Below are 17,369 nucleotides of genomic sequence, written 5' to 3' on the forward strand. Positions count from 1 at the left end.
TTAAAGATCTGGAAGGTAAAGCAAGGCAGAGCGGCCCTAACGAAGGGGACGCCCGATGCCGGCACTGGCGGATGGAAGGCTCGCGACCTTGGTGAGGCAAGTGATGCCGCCGAGAGCGCAGAAGTGGATCGTGCAAGTCGTCACGGATCACAAGGACGCTTGCGCGATGTTCAACCGAAACGTTTTGCGTGTCCACTGGACATGGCCGACCGCTATCCATGCCGCCGGCATGCATTCGATCCTGAACCACTATCCGTTGAGCCTGAAGAAGGTGCCGTCTCAAATTCTTCGAGGCTTGTCGTCCCGAACGATCGTCGACGTCTGGCAGGCTTGTACGATCAAGAGGGGCTATAAGGGACGTCTGTCCGAGAAGCGGGGATTTTTGGCGCGCACCGCAAGCCGGGAAATCGCATTCGCCAGCAACGCGGCGGCGGCGGAGTTGGATGCGCTTCGCGCTGCCAGGCGGGCGATCTACGAACGATCTCGCCAAGTGAAGATTCGATCCCAGCGGGACGAGGACTATCAAGGTCTTTTGACCAAACGTCTGTCCAGCCGAAAATACGACGGCGCTTACCGCGTCCCGCTTTCGCACTACAAACGGTAGCTGCCAAAGCAGACGACGGACGCTTTCAAGGTCTACGGAGAAAAAGGCGTCCCGCTTATTGTGATCGAAGGCGAAGCGTTCGATCTGGTCCCGTCGCTGGACCACGATCTGGCGGACCTGGTCTACCAGTTGGACTGCGATGTGCAGTGTGCCCAGAGCGAGGCCGACGACCGGTCGGTCGACCAAGCACTGACGCGTCTAGCCGATCTCTAGCGCGATCCTTGCCGACGCCGCCTGGCGTTGCCGGCGATAATCTTCCGCAACTTCCTTGTCATCCATACTCAATGACCGTCCTCCGATCGAACGCGACTTTCATGCTGCGGTTTCAACCGACGAGTTAACGTAGTCATCTTGATGTCGTCGTCGTCGGCTGGAGGCTGGTGGGCCCGCCTGGATTCGAACCAGGAACCAGACCGTTATGAGCGGCCGGCTCTAACCATTGAGCTACAGGCCCCCGCCGCGGGCAATCGCTGAAAGGCGGCCGGACGGCGTGCCGCGATCGTTTACAGGGTGGCCGCCATTCCGGCAACCCCATATCGCTTCGAACGAACTAGGGTCTTGCAAGCAATCCGCGGTTAGCGTGGCCGAGCCGTGCGGGGGGACGTCAATGCATGACTGGAAGAGCGAACTCGATGCGCTCGTCGCTGAAACAATGGCGTTCGCCGATTCGCTGAAGGTGGAGATCGAGCGGCCCCGGCCGCAGCCAAAAGTAGTCGACGAGCAGGTTGGCCTCAGCGTGCCCGACTAGCGACGCCATCGATACTGCGCGCAGTGCACGCCGGCATTCATGTGGCGGCGCTGAGCTTCCGATTGCAGGAGCCAAGCTCGAGATTTTTGCCGCTTGCTCAGAAAAGCGCCTCTGTGCAAGACAATGCTTCCTGAAGCGCAGCAGAGGAACCGCACCGTGACAGCCACTCTTGACGGCCAAATTCGCGGCGGACGCCATCACATGCAGGTCCGGGTCTATTTTGAAGATACAGATTCCGGCCAAATTGTTTATCACGCAAATTTTTTGCGGTTCATGGAGCGCGGCAGAACGAATTACTTGCGCCTGCTCGGAACCAATCAGCAAGCACTGCTCGAAGAAGCTCGGAACGATGCGCCCGGCTTTGCCTTCGTCGTCCGTTCGATGACAATCGATTTTCTAAAGCCGGCGGTCTTGGACGACGTCCTTGACGTCGTCACGCTCCCACAAGAGGTGAGGGGCGCGTCAATTGACTTGCTACAGGAGTGCAGGCGCGGAAGCGATCTCCTAGTTATGGCGCGTGTGCGTGTGGCGTTTGTCGCAGGCGGAAGAGCGCAGCGCATTCCCAAGACGCTGCGGCTTGCTATGGAAGCGCATAGATAAAATCTGCTCCTCGTTCACGCCTTGATCGTCCATCGACCCAATGAAAGCAATCCACTAGGATTCTGTTGCGAAATCGTCAAACCAGTGTTTCCCGCTCTTTCATACGACACCGCACCCGGGGACACGATCATGCACGCTCGCCGACGCGCGAAGCAAAGCCGCCTCGAGCAGCTCCGAGTCGGTCGACCGCGGTGTCACGTTAGATATCGCCGGCTCAGGGACAGATGGTAATTCTTTATATATGTTTGCCCAAGATGGGGCGCTGAACTGAAGTTGGAGTTTAGGGGTAAGTCTTGGTCGTACCATCTGCGAACAAGACCTTACGGATAGCGAAGCGTGTTTTTAGGTTTGCGAAGTTCTCGTTTTTGAGTCTGTTGTGCTCGTCCATGAACTGATTGTATTTTATTTGACCCGTCCAATTGTAGGTCGCGCCGTCATTGATTGAATCGTTGATAGCAAGCTTCGTGGATATCCCCAAAGACAGTTCAGTGTTCATTAGTGTCGGGGCAGACGACAAGCGAGGTAACCAGGCAATTCGTGCGTCGAAAACTGAGGTGAGGAAGCCGTGGACGTACATCGAAGTGAACGAATCTCCGATGGTGGTATCACTCAGACGGTTCCATGACTTCATGGAAGACCCCGAAACATTCGCGCAACAGATGATCCGCTGGATCGAGCAGGAAGCCGACGACGTGAACGCCTTCGTGAAGGGTTTGAAGTGAACCTATATTGTGATCACGACGAGTTGCCGCTGGAAAGCCTTCGAGAGGGGCAAGAAGTGGCGAAGCAGGTGCAGATCTATCAAAATTGAAGCTCGGACGCAGGCAAAGTTCGTGCGCTAAGGCCAATCGTCGTAACTAATAGACCTCCCAGTAGCGAGGAACTATCGTCACCAATTCGGCCCTTTGCGAGGTTCGCAACGAGCACCTTCCCCTCGTCCATTGCTTGTCGGACACGCAGCTTCTTTTCTGGAGCCGTCAAGATGCGATTAAGCATAGGGTCCGCGAGAAACGCCCCGACCTTGTTCTGGATAGCCATGCTACTCCGTCTTCGGAAAAGAATCTTTGTACAACTGCTCGATCTGTTCGACTTCTTCTGGGGTCAGCCGAGCGAACTCGTTTTCTCGCGCTCTCTTCGAAAGCCTGCCCTGATTCTGCCTGAGAAAGCCGAACAGGTTGTTGAGCGTCCGCTCCGGCATATCGATCATGTTCTCGATGCCCGCGCGGAACGCGTCGAAATTGCGCAGGAAGTCGGTTTCGTTGGGCAGGTCTTGCTCAATCGTTTGGCGCACGCATTCGTACAAAAACTCTGCGTGCGGCGTTGCGTCGAAGAACCGATAGAAGTCGGCGGTATTGTTCAGAACCTTTACGTTGCCTTGCTGCGTGGCTTCCCACTGGACGCACGGAAGCAGCCTGCTGGAATAACTCTCCAATACGCTCTTGTACTCGGTGATCCTGTCGAGGATGGCCGACGACACAGGGAAATGCAGTCCGGCTGGATTAAAGCCGCGCCGCGCCAGAACATGATGCATAAGATAACGATGGATACGTCCATTCCCGTCTTCGAACGGGTGGATGTAGACAAACCCGAACGCAAGCACCGCTGCAGCGATAACAGGGTCGAGATCGTTCTCTGCGCTATGGTCGAAGGCGATTAGCCCCGCCATAAGGGAAGCAATATCCTCGTGGCGCGCGCTGATATGGTCCGGAATAGGCCGCTGCGTTTCGCGGTCATGCTCGCCGACGAAGCCGCCCTCCTTGCGGAAGCCGAGCTTCACGAAACGCTCGTCGCCGATCACGATGCCCTGCAGGCGAAGGAACTCCTGCTCGTCGAGCGGCGCTCGGCCTGCCTCGCCGATGGCGCGGCCCCATCGCTGGATACGATCCTGGGGTGGCCTTTCGCCTTCGATCACGTAGCTGGACTTTGAATCCTTCAGCAGCAGAAACGCGGCCGTGCGCGCGAGCAAGTCCTTCGGAACTTCGCTGACGACCGCGCGTGCGCGCTCCTTCCAGTCCTGTGCGATAAACTCGTTCAGCGCAGGAGTCTTAAAGACAAGCGGACAAAATTCCGGCGTGCCGGGAAGGTTGTTGCGGACGCGATGCCGAACCGAATTCTCCCCGGTTCCTCCGAACTGAAGTTCGGTGTCGACGGCATCCACATATGAAACCTTGTCTGCGGCAGGCAGCTTGAGCTCATGGCCAAGCAGCCACTCGTACAAAAACCAGATGCGGCGGGTATAGAGGCCGGTGGGCTTCTGGCGGACGAGTTCGGCGATTTCTCCTTCCTTAACGGCTAGGAAGAGCCGCTTCAGAACGGCAAGGTCCAGTCCCTCGTTCTTGAGGGCAAAAGTCAGGTGCCCTTCAAGGGAGTCCTCGGGAGCATGGCGCGGGGTAAAGATGCGCCAGCCGCCTTGCTCGATGATGCGGTGCTTGGTGCCAATCGCTGAAAGGGTACGGGGAACCGGAACAGTCAGCTTATAAGCATCGATGAGGGCAGCGTAGCCCGCCGGTGCGGCCGTTTCGGGGAGCCTTCGGTCGTGAAAAACGTTCACCGGGCCTGAAAACTGTATGCTCACTCGAAAATCCTATGAAAAACGTTCTCCAGGCACGAATTTCCTTCACGAAAACCCCGCCTAATTGAATTTCAATCTTATCTCATGAAAAACAATCCCTCAAGAATATTTTCGTGAAAAATATTCACCGCCTACTAAGCGCCTGAAAAAAGCGGCCGGGCTAACCTACAGAGCACCTGTCTTGTTAACCTTGCCATAGCGCTGCCGGATCGCCGCCGGCCGACGATGCCGACACAGCCGATGTTCGGCAATAACGAAACCGGCGCCGCCGACGCATGCGCTCGGCGGCCTGTTCGGTCGCCATTTCCTGCGCGCGCCAATCCAGCTTTTGCCGCCGGCCTGTAAATCGGCGTGGGGTCCGAGCGCCGATCGGCCATCCTAAGTGCTTGATCAACTTCGTATCGACGGGGTCAATCTTGCGCTCCGATTCACACCCAATGAAAGCAACCCGTTGGACTTCTGTTGCGACATCGACATCCAGGCTCTACCTCCGGGGCTTTGACTTCACATCAACTTCGATGGCGCGGCTTGAACTTGTATGACGCCAACTTTGCGTCTCGGGCACCGCATCTACCGGAACGGATCGTCATTCCGTTGCCAGGCAAGACCGCTTCACATGGCCGGATCTGCTCAAGGCTTCCGCGTCAGTCTCTGCACCGGTGGAGGCCGACGGTTAGGAAGCGATCGAGCATGGCATTGACCTGATCTGCAACCTCGATCGTGTTGTAATGTCCGGCGAGCATCGTCTTCGCTATGACCAGCTGTGGACAGATCTCCTGGAGCCGATCGAGATCGCGCGCCATGTTCACCAGGGGAACATCGGCCGAAATATAAGCCATGGGAATCCAGCAGGCCTCTGCAGCCGGGACCGGATCATAGTTCAGGATAGCGTTCCGCATCATTGAATGAGCCACATGCTGTGGCGTTCTCTCGCAAGGCGGAAGTACATAGGTTTCGTAGATCATCTTTCGTCGGGCAGGATCTTCGAAATCGCAGCCAAGTTCCCATGCGTTCGCCTTTAAGACCACCAGATAGTCGGGCCCGCCGATACCCTCCAGAAGCGCTCGAACTCCGGGAGATTCGCGCAAGATCGGGGGCGGCATGATAATCGTATCGATCATTACCATGCCTGAGGCCAGATCCGGATAGCGGCCGCACAGTTCGAGCGCGATCCGGCCTCCCATGCTGTGGCCAATCACAACCGGCTTGTGCAGTTCCAGTTGAGCGCATTGCCAGGCGATGTCGTCCGCAAATCCTGCCATGGTATAGTCTTGCTGGGGTGCATCGCTGGAGCCGTGACCGCGAAGATTGATGGCCACGACGCGACGGCTTTGAGAGAAGTGGGCGATCTGGGGCGTGAAGATGCCGTGGTCACCTGTCCAGCCATTGACAAGGATCAGCGGAGGGACTTGCGCGGCTACAGGTCCGGCCTCAACATGTGCCAAACGCACACCGTCGCGGCTCAACAGAATGGGCCTCAACTTGTGATACGAGATCACGGTCACTTTCCTCCTGAACTGGACTTGCCTTCCGTGGACTTCGGCTCAGCCTTCGACCGGAAGAACGATGCCCACGCAAGCGGCAACCGACAACAAGCAGAAAGCAAACATCACTACCGCCATCGAAAATACGGAATGCCCGTCGATTGCGCTGGACGAAGCGGCCCCGATCATTTGCACGAAAGTTCTTGCGGCACTGATGGACCCCACGATTTCCGGTATCCGCCGCAGTGCCTCCTTCGTGGCATACGGCGAGATCAAGCCACAATGCGACACCGACCATCACCAACACCACGACAACAGCCGATTTGCCTCCCATCAGGAGCAGAGATGTGGCCAGGATAGTCGAGAGTGCGAGCTCCACCTTAATCACTTGCGCGGGCGATAGCCCCCAACCGCTGAGTTTCCTGCTGCCCCGAGCGCCGGCCATGACCGACAGCGAACTTGGTCCGAAGATCACACCATATTCATACGGCTTGAGACACAGAGCATCGATGAAGAACAGGGATGAGCCGGTGAAATAAGCAAACATGGATCCAATAGCCGCTGCATTGCAAAGGATGTTGCCCACGCAGACGGGACCCAAATTCATGAGTGGCTACGTCGCTGACGTCCGACAGCGGCGAGAAGCTCCATCTCGTTGACAAGGCCAGATGTATCGATATCGGCTTTAATAGCCTCGCCAAGCTTCCGGGCCGCGACTTTGAATTGCGGTTCCGTGATCAGCCGGTTTATGGCTGCCGCAATATCCGGTTCAGAAGCCGTCGGCCCCAATCGAAGTCCCACCCCCTTCGCCTCGACCCGCGCAGCGTTGGCCAACTGGTCTCGCGCCATTGGCAGAATGAGTTGCGGCAAAGCGTTGATCAGTGAACGGGTGACGGTGCCGTGGCCGCCTTGTGATATGACCATGGAAACGTCCCTCATGATGGAGTCATGGGGAGCACCGCGCATCAAATGCACGTTCTGCGGAGCTCGAAAGTCGGCCACGTCCAGACTCGGACCTGTTGTAAACACAGCGTCGATGTCAACCTTTCCGACGGCGTCGATGACGCGCTGGAACAGATCGCGCTGGTTCTGCGCACCCGTGCTACAGGCGATCAGCGCGCGAGAACGATCAGGCTGCCCGGGCCATGGAGCCTGCCACGACTTGGACCAATTCGGCACATCGAGCAACGGTCCAATATAGCGAAAGTTGTCCGGAAGAGAGGTGGCTTCGAAGTCAAAGGCCCGACTGGTCGCGAGCAGAACTCGGTCAGCCCGGTCGAACAGATCCATAACGTCAGGAAGAACGGGAAGTCCGCAATCAACGCGGGCCCGATTGAGGATAGGAAGAGACGCATTCATCGCGGCATCGAGAGCGGCACAGGCTGCTGCCACCTCGGCGTGCTCCTCTGGCGTTTTCGGCTGGCCCAATCCGGACGTAGCCGGCGGCATTCCCGGCAGGATCCGAAGGCTGACGTGAGGCGAAAGAAACGCGAAAGGTACGCCGGACGCTTCCGCCCCAAGTGCCGCTCCGAACAGAAAATCGAGGCTAAGGACGGCATCCGCTGGTAAGCGGCCAATTTCGTCCCAAATATCTGTCGCGTAAGCAGAGCAAGGCTCAAAGACGACCCTGCGCATCCGATCTCGCAGGTTCGAGACATCTGTTGGATCCGCAGCCTCCCCGATGGGGGCGCTTCGCCATGACACGAACTCGAAATCGGCGGCGTCGACTTCTGCACGCATGGCGGGGTCCGCAATGATCCGAACATGGTGACCATGCCCGCGCAACCGCCGGGCCGCGGTGAGCAGCGGACTGAGGTTTCCCAACGTGCCCCACGAGGCGAGGAGAAAACGGTAAGACATCACAGAAGTTCAACTCCTTCGCTTCAAAGAAGGCGGCGCTGTCGCCACTTGCTAAGATCAGCTGCGCGCGTGCGCGGACCTAAGAGGGCCGCAACGTGCCACGCGACCACCCAGTGCGGCGCACGCCTCACCCACATAGGTGCCCCCGCGTTACGGGCGGCCGGCCGCCCCAAGCGCTTCCACGGACTGATTTACCACCACGGCGCACCACTACGAGCCCTCTTAGCTTTGTGAGATCTTCGATCTGCCTTGACTCCGATCTGTTTCGGCCTGCCATCAAGCGAAGTGGCGCGGCTCTCGAAAAGCACGCTGACTGAAAGCGTCACGAGGATGCCCGGGCTTCATGCGTTCGAAGACATGTATCTCTCAATGCTCACATGGCGTGGCACTCAAATGTGAGTTGCCAATGAGCAATCGACGCGCCTGCGGGGGTGTGGCTTTTGTCAACATTTTTCAAGCCTACAACCTAACGCAACGTGAGATTCAAGCTGTTTTTGTTGACTCTCAGAACCTCATTCGATTTCTGCCGCGAGCGAGGTGCATGCTCCCGAAGTGCGATAGGAGGAATCTTCCTGTGACAGGCTCTCTTGATGGCGAGATTCGCGACGGTCGGCATCAAATGCGCGTCCGCGTTTATTTCGAAGACACTGACTCCGGCCAGATTGTTTATCACGCCCGTTTTTTGCGCTTCATGGAACGCGGCAGAACAAATTACTTGCGTTTGCTCGGGATGAATCAGCAGGAGCTCCTGAAAGAAGCGCGGAGAGATGTGCCGGGCTTTGCCTTCGTTGTCCGTTCAATGAGTATCGACTTTCTAAAGCCGGCAATCTTGGATGACCTGCTTGAGGTTATCACGGTTCCAGAAGACGTGAGGGGCGCGTCGATTATCCTGCTGCAGGAATGCAGGCGTGGAGGCGATCTTTTAGTCACGGCCCGCGTGCGCGTCGCCTTTATCTCAGGCGGAAAGGCGCAACGTATCCCGAAGGCGCTGCGGCTCGCCATGGAAGGGGCGTAGAAAAATCTACGCTTGTTCACGCTGTCGCCCTCCAACGCCCCAACGGAATCAAGCAGTAGTATCCTGTTGCGATATCGTCAAACCAGAGTTCGCGCTTTCACACGACACCGTACCCGGGAACACGATCATGTACGCTCGCCGACGCGCGAAGCAAAGCCGCCTCGAGCAGCTCCGAGTCGGTCGGCCGCGGTATCACGTTAGGTATCGCCGGTCTTCAAGGTCTCGGCGCGCGCCTCCCCTCTTGCCGCGCTTCTTGGCGTACGAGCGACATGCCTCCCTATCTACCTCGCCCAACATTTTTGCCCCCACCACTCGTTCAACCGTTCGATCCGCTTCTTGAACTTGCGGATATCGGGGATGGTATCTTCGCGCTCGCTATCGACATTGAAACGGCCGCCAAGCTTGTCCAACTGCGCGTCCAAATAAATCGAGAGAACATCCGCGATAGCCATATCGTCTATGCGGCGAATTCGTCGCTTCGGGGTGTGTTTAGAGCTTATTATGTAGTCTCTTAGCTTTTCCTCCGCGTGCGACAATGGGCGACACAGTGGGATCATCCCGATCGCCGCTGGGCACTGAGCGAGGCATTGATGACAATAGTGAATTCGGTATGGGATGCAGCTCGCGAGGCGCGACGACCCGGCCAATACATCAACGCTGGCGGCTATTGCGGGACGATTATCTGCAACTAAGGCGGCTATTGCCGCAGACCCCGTACAGGCGTTTGATTGCTCCCGTCCTGTACCAGTCGGGAGCGCAATCAATGGCCGATGCGGTCATGCTGATCTGGATGCGGCAATCGCCGCCGCGTACGGCTGGGCGGCTGATATTCCCGAGGAAGAGGCGCTCGCGCGCTTGTTCGCGCTCAACCGACAACGAGCCGCATCATAGGTCGCCGCCTTGTTGCCCGCGAATGGTCAAGAGCGCGCCTGAATTGGTTAGCGAATTGTCAATCGGTAGTCGGCAGGCTTGCCGTCAAGCGCCGCCTGATCCACCCCCAGCCCAAAGGCAGCGCCAGTGGTGGCCGGCGGCCGTGACGCCGCCGGCCATTCCGCTCCGAAATCAAGCTAGAGGCTCAGCCCTAGGCCTGCATAAGGATGCCGTCGAGCGCGTCCGCAAACGTGCCGACAAGGACCTGATGAGGCCGTGATACTAGGGCGCGCCCGGCAGGCGGTATACGGCCGTGTTTAGCGCTTCCATAAGCAACGAGGGCGGTCCAGCCGAAAGAGCGGCGGAACTTTCACGCGGTGGTCGAACGTCTGCGCCTCAGTGCATATCGAGCGCGCGAGCGCGGCGCCACGGACGCAGCAAGCACTTCGCGCCGTGCCGAGTACCGGCACATTCGGCTCCGCCGCGCGGTCGGCTCTGGCGATAGTCAACGTCGTCAGACCGTTAAGAAACCGTTACTTCCGGCGGGATTTGCTAGACGGCTAGCTTAAGCTCGTCTTGATGTGGAGATGCTATTCAAGGCGAGCCATGGAACGACGGATTGCAAGACGTCAGAGGGTGTTCAAGGCGGGCAGGCTGACATTCGCCGGCACCACTGTCGACTGCATCGTTCGCAACCTGTCCAGCGAGGGCGCTCTAATTGAACTGCCAACGTCGGAAGGCGCGCCGCATGAATTGATGCTCAGCCTGCTAACTCACAGGCTCAATTTCAATTGTTTTGTGGTCTGGCGCGACAACAAGCGTTTGGGCGTCGTATTCGGCCCCTCAGTTGTCCAAACTCAGCAAATCAGTGCTACTGGATGAAAGATCGTCAACCGGGTCGATGGGAGCATACGCTGCACGCCTACTTAACCACGCAACCGAACTGTCGTCTCGGATTAATCTATCGTCAGTCGTTCCTCGCTCTACTCTCCACACCGCCGACAGCATCTCCGCCCCCTAGACGAGAATGAATGTTTGAGACATGGAAGAGCGTCGCAAAATCGAGCGTACGGCGGTTGACGAAATAGCCTACGTGACGGGCGATGGCGCGAGCATCAGATGCCGAATGATCAATGTCTCCTCGCACGGATGCGCGATTGAAATCCGCGACCCCGCGCTGATCAGGGCGACTTTCGACCTTATGATCGAGGGGGATCGGATCTACAGGGATTGCCAACTTGTTTGGATATCTGGCAACCGCGTGGGCGTGAAGTTCGCTGACGAATAATCCGAAATCGGCAAGCGATGTGCAGTTAGGAGGCGACTGAGGACAGCGGCTGCGTGTGATGCCTTGCGGGGTCGCCGCGGAGCGCCGGCCAGTCCGGGCGGGACGGCCAACTCGCCTCACTCGTAACGATCGTAGATACCGCTCTGACCGGCCGCGCTCTCTGCCAGCTTGTCCCACTCCGCGGCGAGACGCAACCAACCTTCCTTGTCTGCGTCGCTCTCAGCTTGGGCTGCTAGACGAGGGCATTCTTCGGCTTTGCTCTTGAACCGGTCGGCTTCCGATTGGGACACGGCATCTCCTATCCTTTCGTAACTTGCAACGATCGACAGGCGTTCCGTTCTTTACGCAGCGTGGAACAACTCAGCCCTGATCGTAGTTTTTGTCCCGGTTCCCGTGGAGTTGCGTATGCGTCAATCACCGTCGATTGTGCCGCTCGACCGGCTGGACCGTGACGTCTATCTTGTGCTCGAAGATCTTGGTGCGCGGGCCGGGTGCGCATGGCGCGAGACAGATGAACAAGATACTGACCTTGAAACGGTCCTACGTCACCTTCTCTCCGGGCAGTACACCTATCCCGTTCGGATCGTGGCGTTCAACGCGATCGAAGGATGGTCTCGGGACGCGACGTCGGACGTGGCCGATGCAGTCGCTCAACGTGCAACTGACACGGATGCCGAGATTTCGTCTGCACTGCACGCTTTCATCGAGGCGAACGCGACCAAGCGGTTCGACCTACAACTTACGTTACCGCTTCGCGGGGCGGCCTAAGGCGCAAGGGTCGCGCCGCTGACCGATCAATGCATCAACGGCGGCGGCTGGGGACAGGCCGCTCAGTGAGTGAGAATGAGATAGAGGCACGCGGCGACCAGCAATGCGATCAAGACGGTATTAGCGTTCGCTCGATGCATGGGTTCCGGCATCTCAGACCGAGGACCTCTATGGGCTTAGGTGACGGGGCGACGGGCGGGGCCGCGTCGCTTTCTGAGCCAACCGCGCCTAGGCAAAACTATCGCTGCGGCCCCGCGTTCCTTTCGTATGAGACCAGGATCGTGGCCGCCGGCGCCTTCAGTTGCATGCCGTCGCGGCCGGTGCGCTTTTCAACTGCGCCATGTGGCGCAGTTGTCTTCCGTGTGCGCCGGACGGTGTTGCTACAGACCCCGATCTCAGCCGCAATAGCTCGGTCCGACTTCTCCGGGTTCGCCGCGATTGCCGCTTCCGCACGCTTCCCGGCTGCAAGGTAGCGCGCGCCGCAACGGAAAGACCTTGTGACATTCAAAGCGACCGCGATGTTGGCGCGACGGACCGAACATTTCGCGCAGCACTCTGAAGCTGTCGCTTTGGCGCGTGCGACCTAACTGCTCGCCTACTTCGTCAGCTGTGGTGCCCCTGCCAAAGAGCGAGAGCAATCGAGCCTCCTCCTCGGGCAGCCAAGGTCTAGAAATGCGGCTGTTCGTCATCACAAGGCCTATCAAGGGCGATGCGGCGCCGGCCGCCGGGCCTTATCGGGGATGCGCGGAGGCGTTTCTACCCGCGCCGGCGCCGGCAATCGGCTGGGCCCAGGCAAACGATTACCGCGCGTCATCCACGCGGCTAGCCGGGTAGCTTTGCCGGATGGCCGGCTGGACCAAGCAGTGTCCTCGCGATCCATGCTCCGATGATAATCTCGAACGGTTGAGAAATGATTTCCGACATTTACCGGCGGGGCTGGCCTCAAGATTTTGCGTCGCCGGCCCGTACGATGCCGGGGAACGTGCGGAGCCAACGGTAACACGTCTGAAACTGATCGCGACTAGTCTCGTCATAGCGCTTCGAAGCGCGATACGCATGGCATGAGGAGCCCGCTCCCCGTTGGTGAGCGGGCTTCCTCTTTTGATCGACAGAGATGCGCGTTAACAAGATCACGTGGGATAAGATCGGCCGGGTGACCGAGCCGGGCCGCTACAGGTGCTTTTTCGGCTATCTGACCGTTACGTCAGACGACATCGAAGTGTGGGAACGCTACCCCGAGGCCACATTCACTCTGATCGCGATCCCCACGACGGAGCAATCAATCGGCGAAGATTATCGCCTCGGGATATTTGACATCGGCGGTCCTGAGCAGGAATAGGCGGATCGCCGCCGGGCTTTACGCCGCAATTTTTGTCGAACTCGCGCGCCTCTCCAAAGCGGCGATCGTCGAAAGGAGGTTGTCGCGTCGCGCTCGCAGGTTTTTTGCGAGCAAGGGGTATGTCGGCTGCCGCGTGTCGAACACACCGGCCTTCGCCTCTTCTTCGAGGATATCGGAATTCATAAGCTCAACGCGCCACAAAAGGTCGGCGATGAGCGCGCTAAGCCGTAGTTCTCCGGTGATACCGGCGTGGGACACTTCCTGCATCGTTTGCCTCATCCTGAAACAGGCCTTCGCCAAAGTCCGCCCTTGCCTTCGATCAGAGCAACGGACGTGCCAAGGCAGCGTTTATCAGGCCACCATAAACCTCCCTCGCTAGACACTCGCCAAGGCGCTCGGCGCCGATCTAGACCGCATGGACAAGGGCGCCGAACTTGATGGCCGTGCTGCCGAGGCCGCTAGCGCTTGTTCCAGAATTAACCCGCCACCGCGACATCAAGCTTAATTCCAGACGTTGATTGCAGCAAAACTGCGGAGCGCTAGCTTCTCATGACCGGACATTGCCCTTAGTCCGGGTCCCCAGTGGCGAAGCCGTCACGCCATTATATTCAGACCGCGAAACTCTCGACCTCATTGAGATGCGTCGCCAACTCACGGCCCTACGTTCGCAACACTCGGACAATCTTGTAATTGCGTCGCTCTTGAACCGCTTTCTTGTGAAGGTGGCATTTCTGACGGAGCCAACAGACTTTGCGCACGAGCAATATCTCCGATCGGAATTAGAAAGAACCCTGATGAAGGTCGAAGAGATCAGTGCACGGACTAAACCTGGTTGAGCCGCACTTCCACGCGCGTTGACGCAACCTCCCGAGACAACTTTAACAATAAGATTGCGTTGCTGCTTCGTGCAACCAGCTCGATGCTTGATACAGTTGGCGAGCGCGCCGATGTATCATGTAGCCAGCGTCTTCGAGCGTAGGAGCCGCGGTGCCCAGAAGCCCATCAGCAAGCCTAGTAGGCCCGGCGCACCACGTGATGTAACCGAGGCTGTTTCGGCGATATCCTGTTGGCAATCGCGAGCACCGACATTTCCTCAGTTTCGAGCGCGATCTTCTGGGCAAGCATAACGTCACCAGCCGCCGAGGGACGTTTTGGAACGAAACACCACCCGACCTTAGGCTGCCCTTCTTCATCGAGCTCCAAAACATTGCTCATAGTGCCTTGGTGAATTCGATACCGTCGGCCAGTGTGAGAACCAGTGACTTCGAAATGACCTTCGGCATCAAATTGAGCGCGCTAATCTGGAGACAGCCATTCTCGCAAAAGATGACGCGCACGCGCTTCCGGGCCATTTTGCTCGTTGAAGCTCCGATAAAGCGCGCGGAGGGCACGCAAACGTGCACCACTGGCGACGCCGCTGCGTCTGAATAAAAACATCTTCCGTGCTGCGACGGTTCTAGCCACCGACCAAGCGCGGATAGAACAGCGTTTCCTCCACTGTTGGATCAAATGACCGTATCACCTTGAGATCGCCGGCCGCTGTCCGAGTAGCAGCGGTAAATCCTTGGCCGGATAGCTTCTTGAAGCGCTGCTCAGCCTCGGCCAGCTGCTTGGGGTCGTCTTGCTCAAAAAAATGTCTGCTGTCGCCTGTGTGGTCCATCACGATCTGGGTAACCATGGAAGAGAACTCCGCTTCCTAGTCTCTGATGAGGTAGAAACCTCGCGCCGCCGGATAGTGTTCCTAAAATTCGGTGTGCCTTCCCAGCGATCAGCCGTCGGTCTGGTGACGCTCGAAATCGACGAAAACCTGATCCGCCGCGATCTGACGCCGGCCCAGCGCGCGAAGCTGATCGCGAAGCGCAAGGCCGCTTATGAGGCGGTCCACGGCCCCGCGCAGGCGGTTGGAGATCGGGCGTCTGCCGCTAGGCAAGGCCGGGCCGGGTGAGGCCGGGCGGGAGCATCCGCCAAGTTGGCGGTTGGTTCATTCACCGCCGACACCGCCGCCAAGACCGCAACGAATGGCAAGGTCTCGATCACAGCGCAACCTGATGCCGATAGCGTTCAGGTAGGGGCACTGAGATCCTCCGGCACGGTGATCAAATATTTCGGATCGCTATGGAAGAGCATAGGCAAATATAGCTCTCGTCACGCTGTAGCCTTCCAACGCCCCAATGAAATCAAGCGGTTAGCCTCCTGCTGTTGCGATATCGTCAAATCAGAGTTCTCCGGCATCGTCTATCACGCCAATTATCTGCGCTACATGGAGCGCGGCCGCACCAATCACCTCAGGCTGATGGGCGCCGAGCAGCAGGCGCTGTTCGATCAGGTGGAGACGGAAGGCGCGGGCTTCGCCTTCGTCGTGCGCTCGATGCATCTGGATTTCCTGAAACCCGCGCGGATGGACGACGTGCTCGACGTTGTTACCTGGCCGGTTGCGGTGAAGGGTGCCTCGATCATGCTGGCGCAGGAGGTGCGTCGCGGCGGGGAAGTTCTGGTGAAGGCCGAGGTCCGCGTCGCCTTCATCAGCGGCGGCCGCGCGCAGCCGATCCCGAAATCGATCCGCGCATTGATGAAGGCCGATCTGATTTCGTGATCGCCCGATAGGTGATCGCCCGATTTGTGATGGCCTATCGACTCCACAATTTGCGGCGATAGATTGCGGCCCTGACCAACCGATGAGGCTATCATGTCGCGCCCGCCGCTTCCGCCCTTCAACCGCGAGACCGCCGCGCAAAAGGCCCGCATGGCCGAGGACGCCTGGAATTCACGCGACCCGGTGCGTGTCTCGCTCGCCTATACCGAGGACAGCCGCTGGCGCAATCGCTCCGAGGTCTTGCAGGGCCGCGAGGCCATCGTCGCGTTCCTCACCCGCAAATGGGAGAAGGAGCAGGACTATCGCCTGATCAAGGACCTCTGGGCCTTCGACGAGAACCGCATTGCCGTGCGCTTCCAGTACGAATGGCACGACGCGGGCGGACAGTGGTATCGCTCCTACGGCAACGAGCAGTGGGAGTTCGACGAGCACGGGCTGATGAAACGGCGCGAGGCCTCGATCAACGATATCGCGATTGCGGAGAAGGATCGCCGGTTTCACTGGGCCGCGCCCGGGCCGCGGCCGGCGGACGTTGCGGGATTGGGGACGGATCCGTTCTGATGATCGCGAGATAGCGCGGCGAGCGCGTTGCACCCTCTCCCCTCGTGGGAGAGGGTGGCTCGCTGCGCAGCGGCGAGACGGGCGAGGGGTCTCTCGCCGCGAGTCCGGAATCGTAGGGTGGGCAAAGGCGCACTTGCGCCGTGCCCACGTCGTCTCACCAAATAGGCAGGACGTGGGCACGCTTCGCTTTGCCCACCCTCCGATACTGGACTTGTGGATAGTACCCCTCATCCGGCGCCATAGCCGAAGCTTTGCTTCGGCGTCCATTTAGAACGGCGGCCGAAGGCCGCCTATGCCACCTTCTCCACAAGGGGAGAAGGAAGGTGAGCGCGGCCGTGGCTAGGTGCGCCTTGCCAAAAATCTCGTAATTGCCCCACCGAGCTTCGCATTGTCCATCGGCTCGGCCAGCGATGCTCTTGCCGTCGCCACCACGTTATCCGGCGCCTTGCCGTCGCGCAGATCGCAGCACACTTGCGCAAACGCCACGTCGAACTCCGGGTGCGGCTGCACGGTCAGCGTCGTGCCATTGGCGTAGAGCAGGCCGGCATGCGGGGTGAACTCCGACGACAGGATCGTCAGCGCGTCGTTGGGGGGCTCGATCACCTGATCCTGATGTGAGGCGGCGATGGCGACCTCCTCGCCGGCAATGACGCCGTTCTCCGGCAGCACCTGATAGACGTGCCGGCCGATGCCCCAGCCCTTTTCGGACTTACGCACGGTGCCGCCGAGCGCCTGCGCGATCAGCTGATGGCCGAAGCAGATGCCGACCATCGGCGTCTTGTTGGCGTAAGCGGTGCGGACAAAATCTTCCAGCGGCGCGATCCAGTCGAGCCCGTCGTAGACGCCGGCCGCCGCGCCGGTGATCAGCACGGCCTCGAGCTTGCCCGGATCGGGCAGCGCGTCGCCATTCGGGATGCTGACGACGTCCACCGTAGCCATCGGGTCCTCGGTGCGAACCATGCGTTCGAACATGTCCGGGAACGAGCCGTGCTGCTCCCGATATTTTTGCGGGACCTGTCCGGTCTCGATGATGGTGATGCGTGCCATGTGCCCCCAAGAAGGTTGCG

General features: G+C 58.9%; 22 protein-coding genes, 1 tRNA gene and 1 pseudogene. 14 read left to right on the plus strand and 10 right to left on the minus strand.

Translation table 11 applies throughout. The features are described from left to right. Window positions 1-55 precede the first annotated feature (55 nt). Both RAD10_RS06875 and RAD10_RS06880 read left to right on the plus strand, forming a co-directional pair. Window positions 56-604, plus strand: a complete 549-nt coding sequence (locus tag RAD10_RS06875; protein WP_270162895.1) for a hypothetical protein — start codon at window positions 56-58, stop codon at window positions 602-604. A gap of 60 nt (window positions 605-664) precedes the next feature. Beyond that, window positions 665-817: a hypothetical protein gene (locus tag RAD10_RS06880; RefSeq protein ID WP_270162894.1), complete on the plus strand. Its 153-nt coding sequence runs from the start codon at window positions 665-667 to the stop codon at window positions 815-817. Between the two features lie 165 nt (window positions 818-982). Here the strand turns inward: RAD10_RS06880 and RAD10_RS06885 are convergent. Beyond that, a tRNA-Ile gene (locus tag RAD10_RS06885) sits at window positions 983-1,058 on the minus strand. A gap of 153 nt (window positions 1,059-1,211) precedes the next feature. Here RAD10_RS06885 and RAD10_RS06890 point away from each other — a divergent pair. The 3 genes from RAD10_RS06890 to RAD10_RS06900 all read left to right on the plus strand — a co-directional run bounded on the left by RAD10_RS06890 (window position 1,212) and on the right by RAD10_RS06900 (window position 2,674). Continuing rightward, window positions 1,212-1,352, plus strand: coding sequence for a hypothetical protein (locus RAD10_RS06890; RefSeq protein ID WP_270162893.1), 141 nt, complete (start codon window positions 1,212-1,214; stop codon window positions 1,350-1,352). 156 nt (window positions 1,353-1,508) lie between these two features. Further along, window positions 1,509-1,952, plus strand: a complete 444-nt coding sequence (gene ybgC / locus RAD10_RS06895) for a tol-pal system-associated acyl-CoA thioesterase (RefSeq protein WP_270162892.1) — start codon at window positions 1,509-1,511, stop codon at window positions 1,950-1,952. Window positions 1,953-2,416: 464 nt separating this feature from the next. Then, complete coding sequence (locus tag RAD10_RS06900) at window positions 2,417-2,674, plus strand: hypothetical protein (RefSeq protein WP_270162891.1); 258 nt, start codon at window positions 2,417-2,419, stop codon at window positions 2,672-2,674. 317 nt (window positions 2,675-2,991) lie between these two features. Here RAD10_RS06900 and RAD10_RS06905 read toward each other — a convergent pair whose 3' ends face one another. Continuing rightward, window positions 2,992-4,527, minus strand: coding sequence for a Fic family protein (locus RAD10_RS06905; protein WP_270162889.1), 1,536 nt, complete (start codon window positions 4,525-4,527; stop codon window positions 2,992-2,994). Window positions 4,528-5,168: 641 nt separating this feature from the next. Beyond that, window positions 5,169-6,029: an alpha/beta fold hydrolase gene (locus RAD10_RS06910; RefSeq protein WP_461616840.1), complete on the minus strand. Its 861-nt coding sequence runs from the start codon at window positions 6,027-6,029 to the stop codon at window positions 5,169-5,171. Between the two features lie 61 nt (window positions 6,030-6,090). On the opposite strand from RAD10_RS06910, the gene RAD10_RS06915 reads away from it, so the two are divergent. Next, window positions 6,091-6,411 (plus strand): hypothetical protein, encoded by a 321-nt coding sequence (locus RAD10_RS06915; protein WP_270162885.1) that lies wholly within the window; start codon window positions 6,091-6,093, stop codon window positions 6,409-6,411. Between the two features lie 200 nt (window positions 6,412-6,611). Here the strand turns inward: RAD10_RS06915 and RAD10_RS06920 are convergent, their stop codons facing one another. Next, window positions 6,612-7,868, minus strand: a complete 1,257-nt coding sequence (locus RAD10_RS06920) for a glycosyltransferase (RefSeq protein ID WP_270162884.1) — start codon at window positions 7,866-7,868, stop codon at window positions 6,612-6,614. 574 nt (window positions 7,869-8,442) lie between these two features. Between RAD10_RS06920 and RAD10_RS06925 the strand changes: the two genes are divergently transcribed. Then, a complete protein-coding gene (locus RAD10_RS06925; protein WP_270172928.1) occupies window positions 8,443-8,883 on the plus strand; it encodes a YbgC/FadM family acyl-CoA thioesterase in 441 nt (146 codons plus the stop codon). A gap of 281 nt (window positions 8,884-9,164) precedes the next feature. On the opposite strand, the gene RAD10_RS06930 is transcribed toward RAD10_RS06925, so the two are convergent. Next, window positions 9,165-9,335: a hypothetical protein gene (locus tag RAD10_RS06930; RefSeq protein WP_270162882.1), complete on the minus strand. Its 171-nt coding sequence runs from the start codon at window positions 9,333-9,335 to the stop codon at window positions 9,165-9,167. A 1,024-nt stretch (window positions 9,336-10,359) separates the two neighbouring features. On the opposite strand from RAD10_RS06930, the gene RAD10_RS06935 reads away from it, so the two are divergent. Both RAD10_RS06935 and RAD10_RS06940 read left to right on the plus strand, forming a co-directional pair. Continuing rightward, complete coding sequence (locus RAD10_RS06935; protein WP_270162880.1) at window positions 10,360-10,635, plus strand: PilZ domain-containing protein; 276 nt, start codon at window positions 10,360-10,362, stop codon at window positions 10,633-10,635. A gap of 160 nt (window positions 10,636-10,795) precedes the next feature. Continuing rightward, complete coding sequence (locus tag RAD10_RS06940; protein ID WP_270162879.1) at window positions 10,796-11,041, plus strand: PilZ domain-containing protein; 246 nt, start codon at window positions 10,796-10,798, stop codon at window positions 11,039-11,041. 116 nt (window positions 11,042-11,157) lie between these two features. Here the strand turns inward: RAD10_RS06940 and RAD10_RS06945 are convergent, their stop codons facing one another. Further along, window positions 11,158-11,331, minus strand: coding sequence for a hypothetical protein (locus RAD10_RS06945; protein ID WP_270162878.1), 174 nt, complete (start codon window positions 11,329-11,331; stop codon window positions 11,158-11,160). 115 nt (window positions 11,332-11,446) lie between these two features. On the opposite strand from RAD10_RS06945, the gene RAD10_RS06950 reads away from it, so the two are divergent. Continuing rightward, entirely contained in the window at window positions 11,447-11,809 is a 363-nt protein-coding gene (locus RAD10_RS06950; RefSeq protein ID WP_270162876.1) for a hypothetical protein, read from the plus strand. 1,114 nt (window positions 11,810-12,923) lie between these two features. Next, window positions 12,924-13,148 (plus strand): hypothetical protein, encoded by a 225-nt coding sequence (locus RAD10_RS06955; RefSeq protein WP_270162874.1) that lies wholly within the window; start codon window positions 12,924-12,926, stop codon window positions 13,146-13,148. Window positions 13,149-13,166: 18 nt separating this feature from the next. Here the strand turns inward: RAD10_RS06955 and RAD10_RS06960 are convergent, their stop codons facing one another. From RAD10_RS06960 to RAD10_RS06970, 3 genes and pseudogenes are all read right to left on the minus strand, one after another. After that, on the minus strand, window positions 13,167-13,415 hold the full coding sequence (locus RAD10_RS06960; protein WP_270162873.1) for a hypothetical protein: 249 nt from the start codon (window positions 13,413-13,415) through the stop codon (window positions 13,167-13,169). A gap of 744 nt (window positions 13,416-14,159) precedes the next feature. Continuing rightward, window positions 14,160-14,585 (minus strand): annotated as a pseudogene (locus RAD10_RS06965) (hypothetical protein). A gap of 19 nt (window positions 14,586-14,604) precedes the next feature. Next, window positions 14,605-14,826, minus strand: coding sequence for a hypothetical protein (locus RAD10_RS06970; RefSeq protein ID WP_270162872.1), 222 nt, complete (start codon window positions 14,824-14,826; stop codon window positions 14,605-14,607). A gap of 105 nt (window positions 14,827-14,931) precedes the next feature. Between RAD10_RS06970 and RAD10_RS06975 the strand changes: the two genes are divergently transcribed. The 3 genes from RAD10_RS06975 to RAD10_RS06985 all read left to right on the plus strand — a co-directional run bounded on the left by RAD10_RS06975 (window position 14,932) and on the right by RAD10_RS06985 (window position 16,302). Then, window positions 14,932-15,093, plus strand: coding sequence for a hypothetical protein (locus RAD10_RS06975; RefSeq protein ID WP_270162870.1), 162 nt, complete (start codon window positions 14,932-14,934; stop codon window positions 15,091-15,093). 231 nt (window positions 15,094-15,324) lie between these two features. Further along, entirely contained in the window at window positions 15,325-15,741 is a 417-nt protein-coding gene (locus RAD10_RS06980; RefSeq protein WP_461617065.1) for a YbgC/FadM family acyl-CoA thioesterase, read from the plus strand. 93 nt (window positions 15,742-15,834) lie between these two features. Beyond that, entirely contained in the window at window positions 15,835-16,302 is a 468-nt protein-coding gene (locus RAD10_RS06985; RefSeq protein ID WP_461616841.1) for a nuclear transport factor 2 family protein, read from the plus strand. Window positions 16,303-16,641: 339 nt separating this feature from the next. Here RAD10_RS06985 and RAD10_RS06990 read toward each other — a convergent pair whose 3' ends face one another. Then, a complete protein-coding gene (locus RAD10_RS06990; RefSeq protein ID WP_461616842.1) occupies window positions 16,642-17,349 on the minus strand; it encodes a type 1 glutamine amidotransferase in 708 nt (235 codons plus the stop codon). Window positions 17,350-17,369 lie beyond the last annotated feature (20 nt).

This window comes from Bradyrhizobium sp. 23AC (assembly GCF_054863025.1).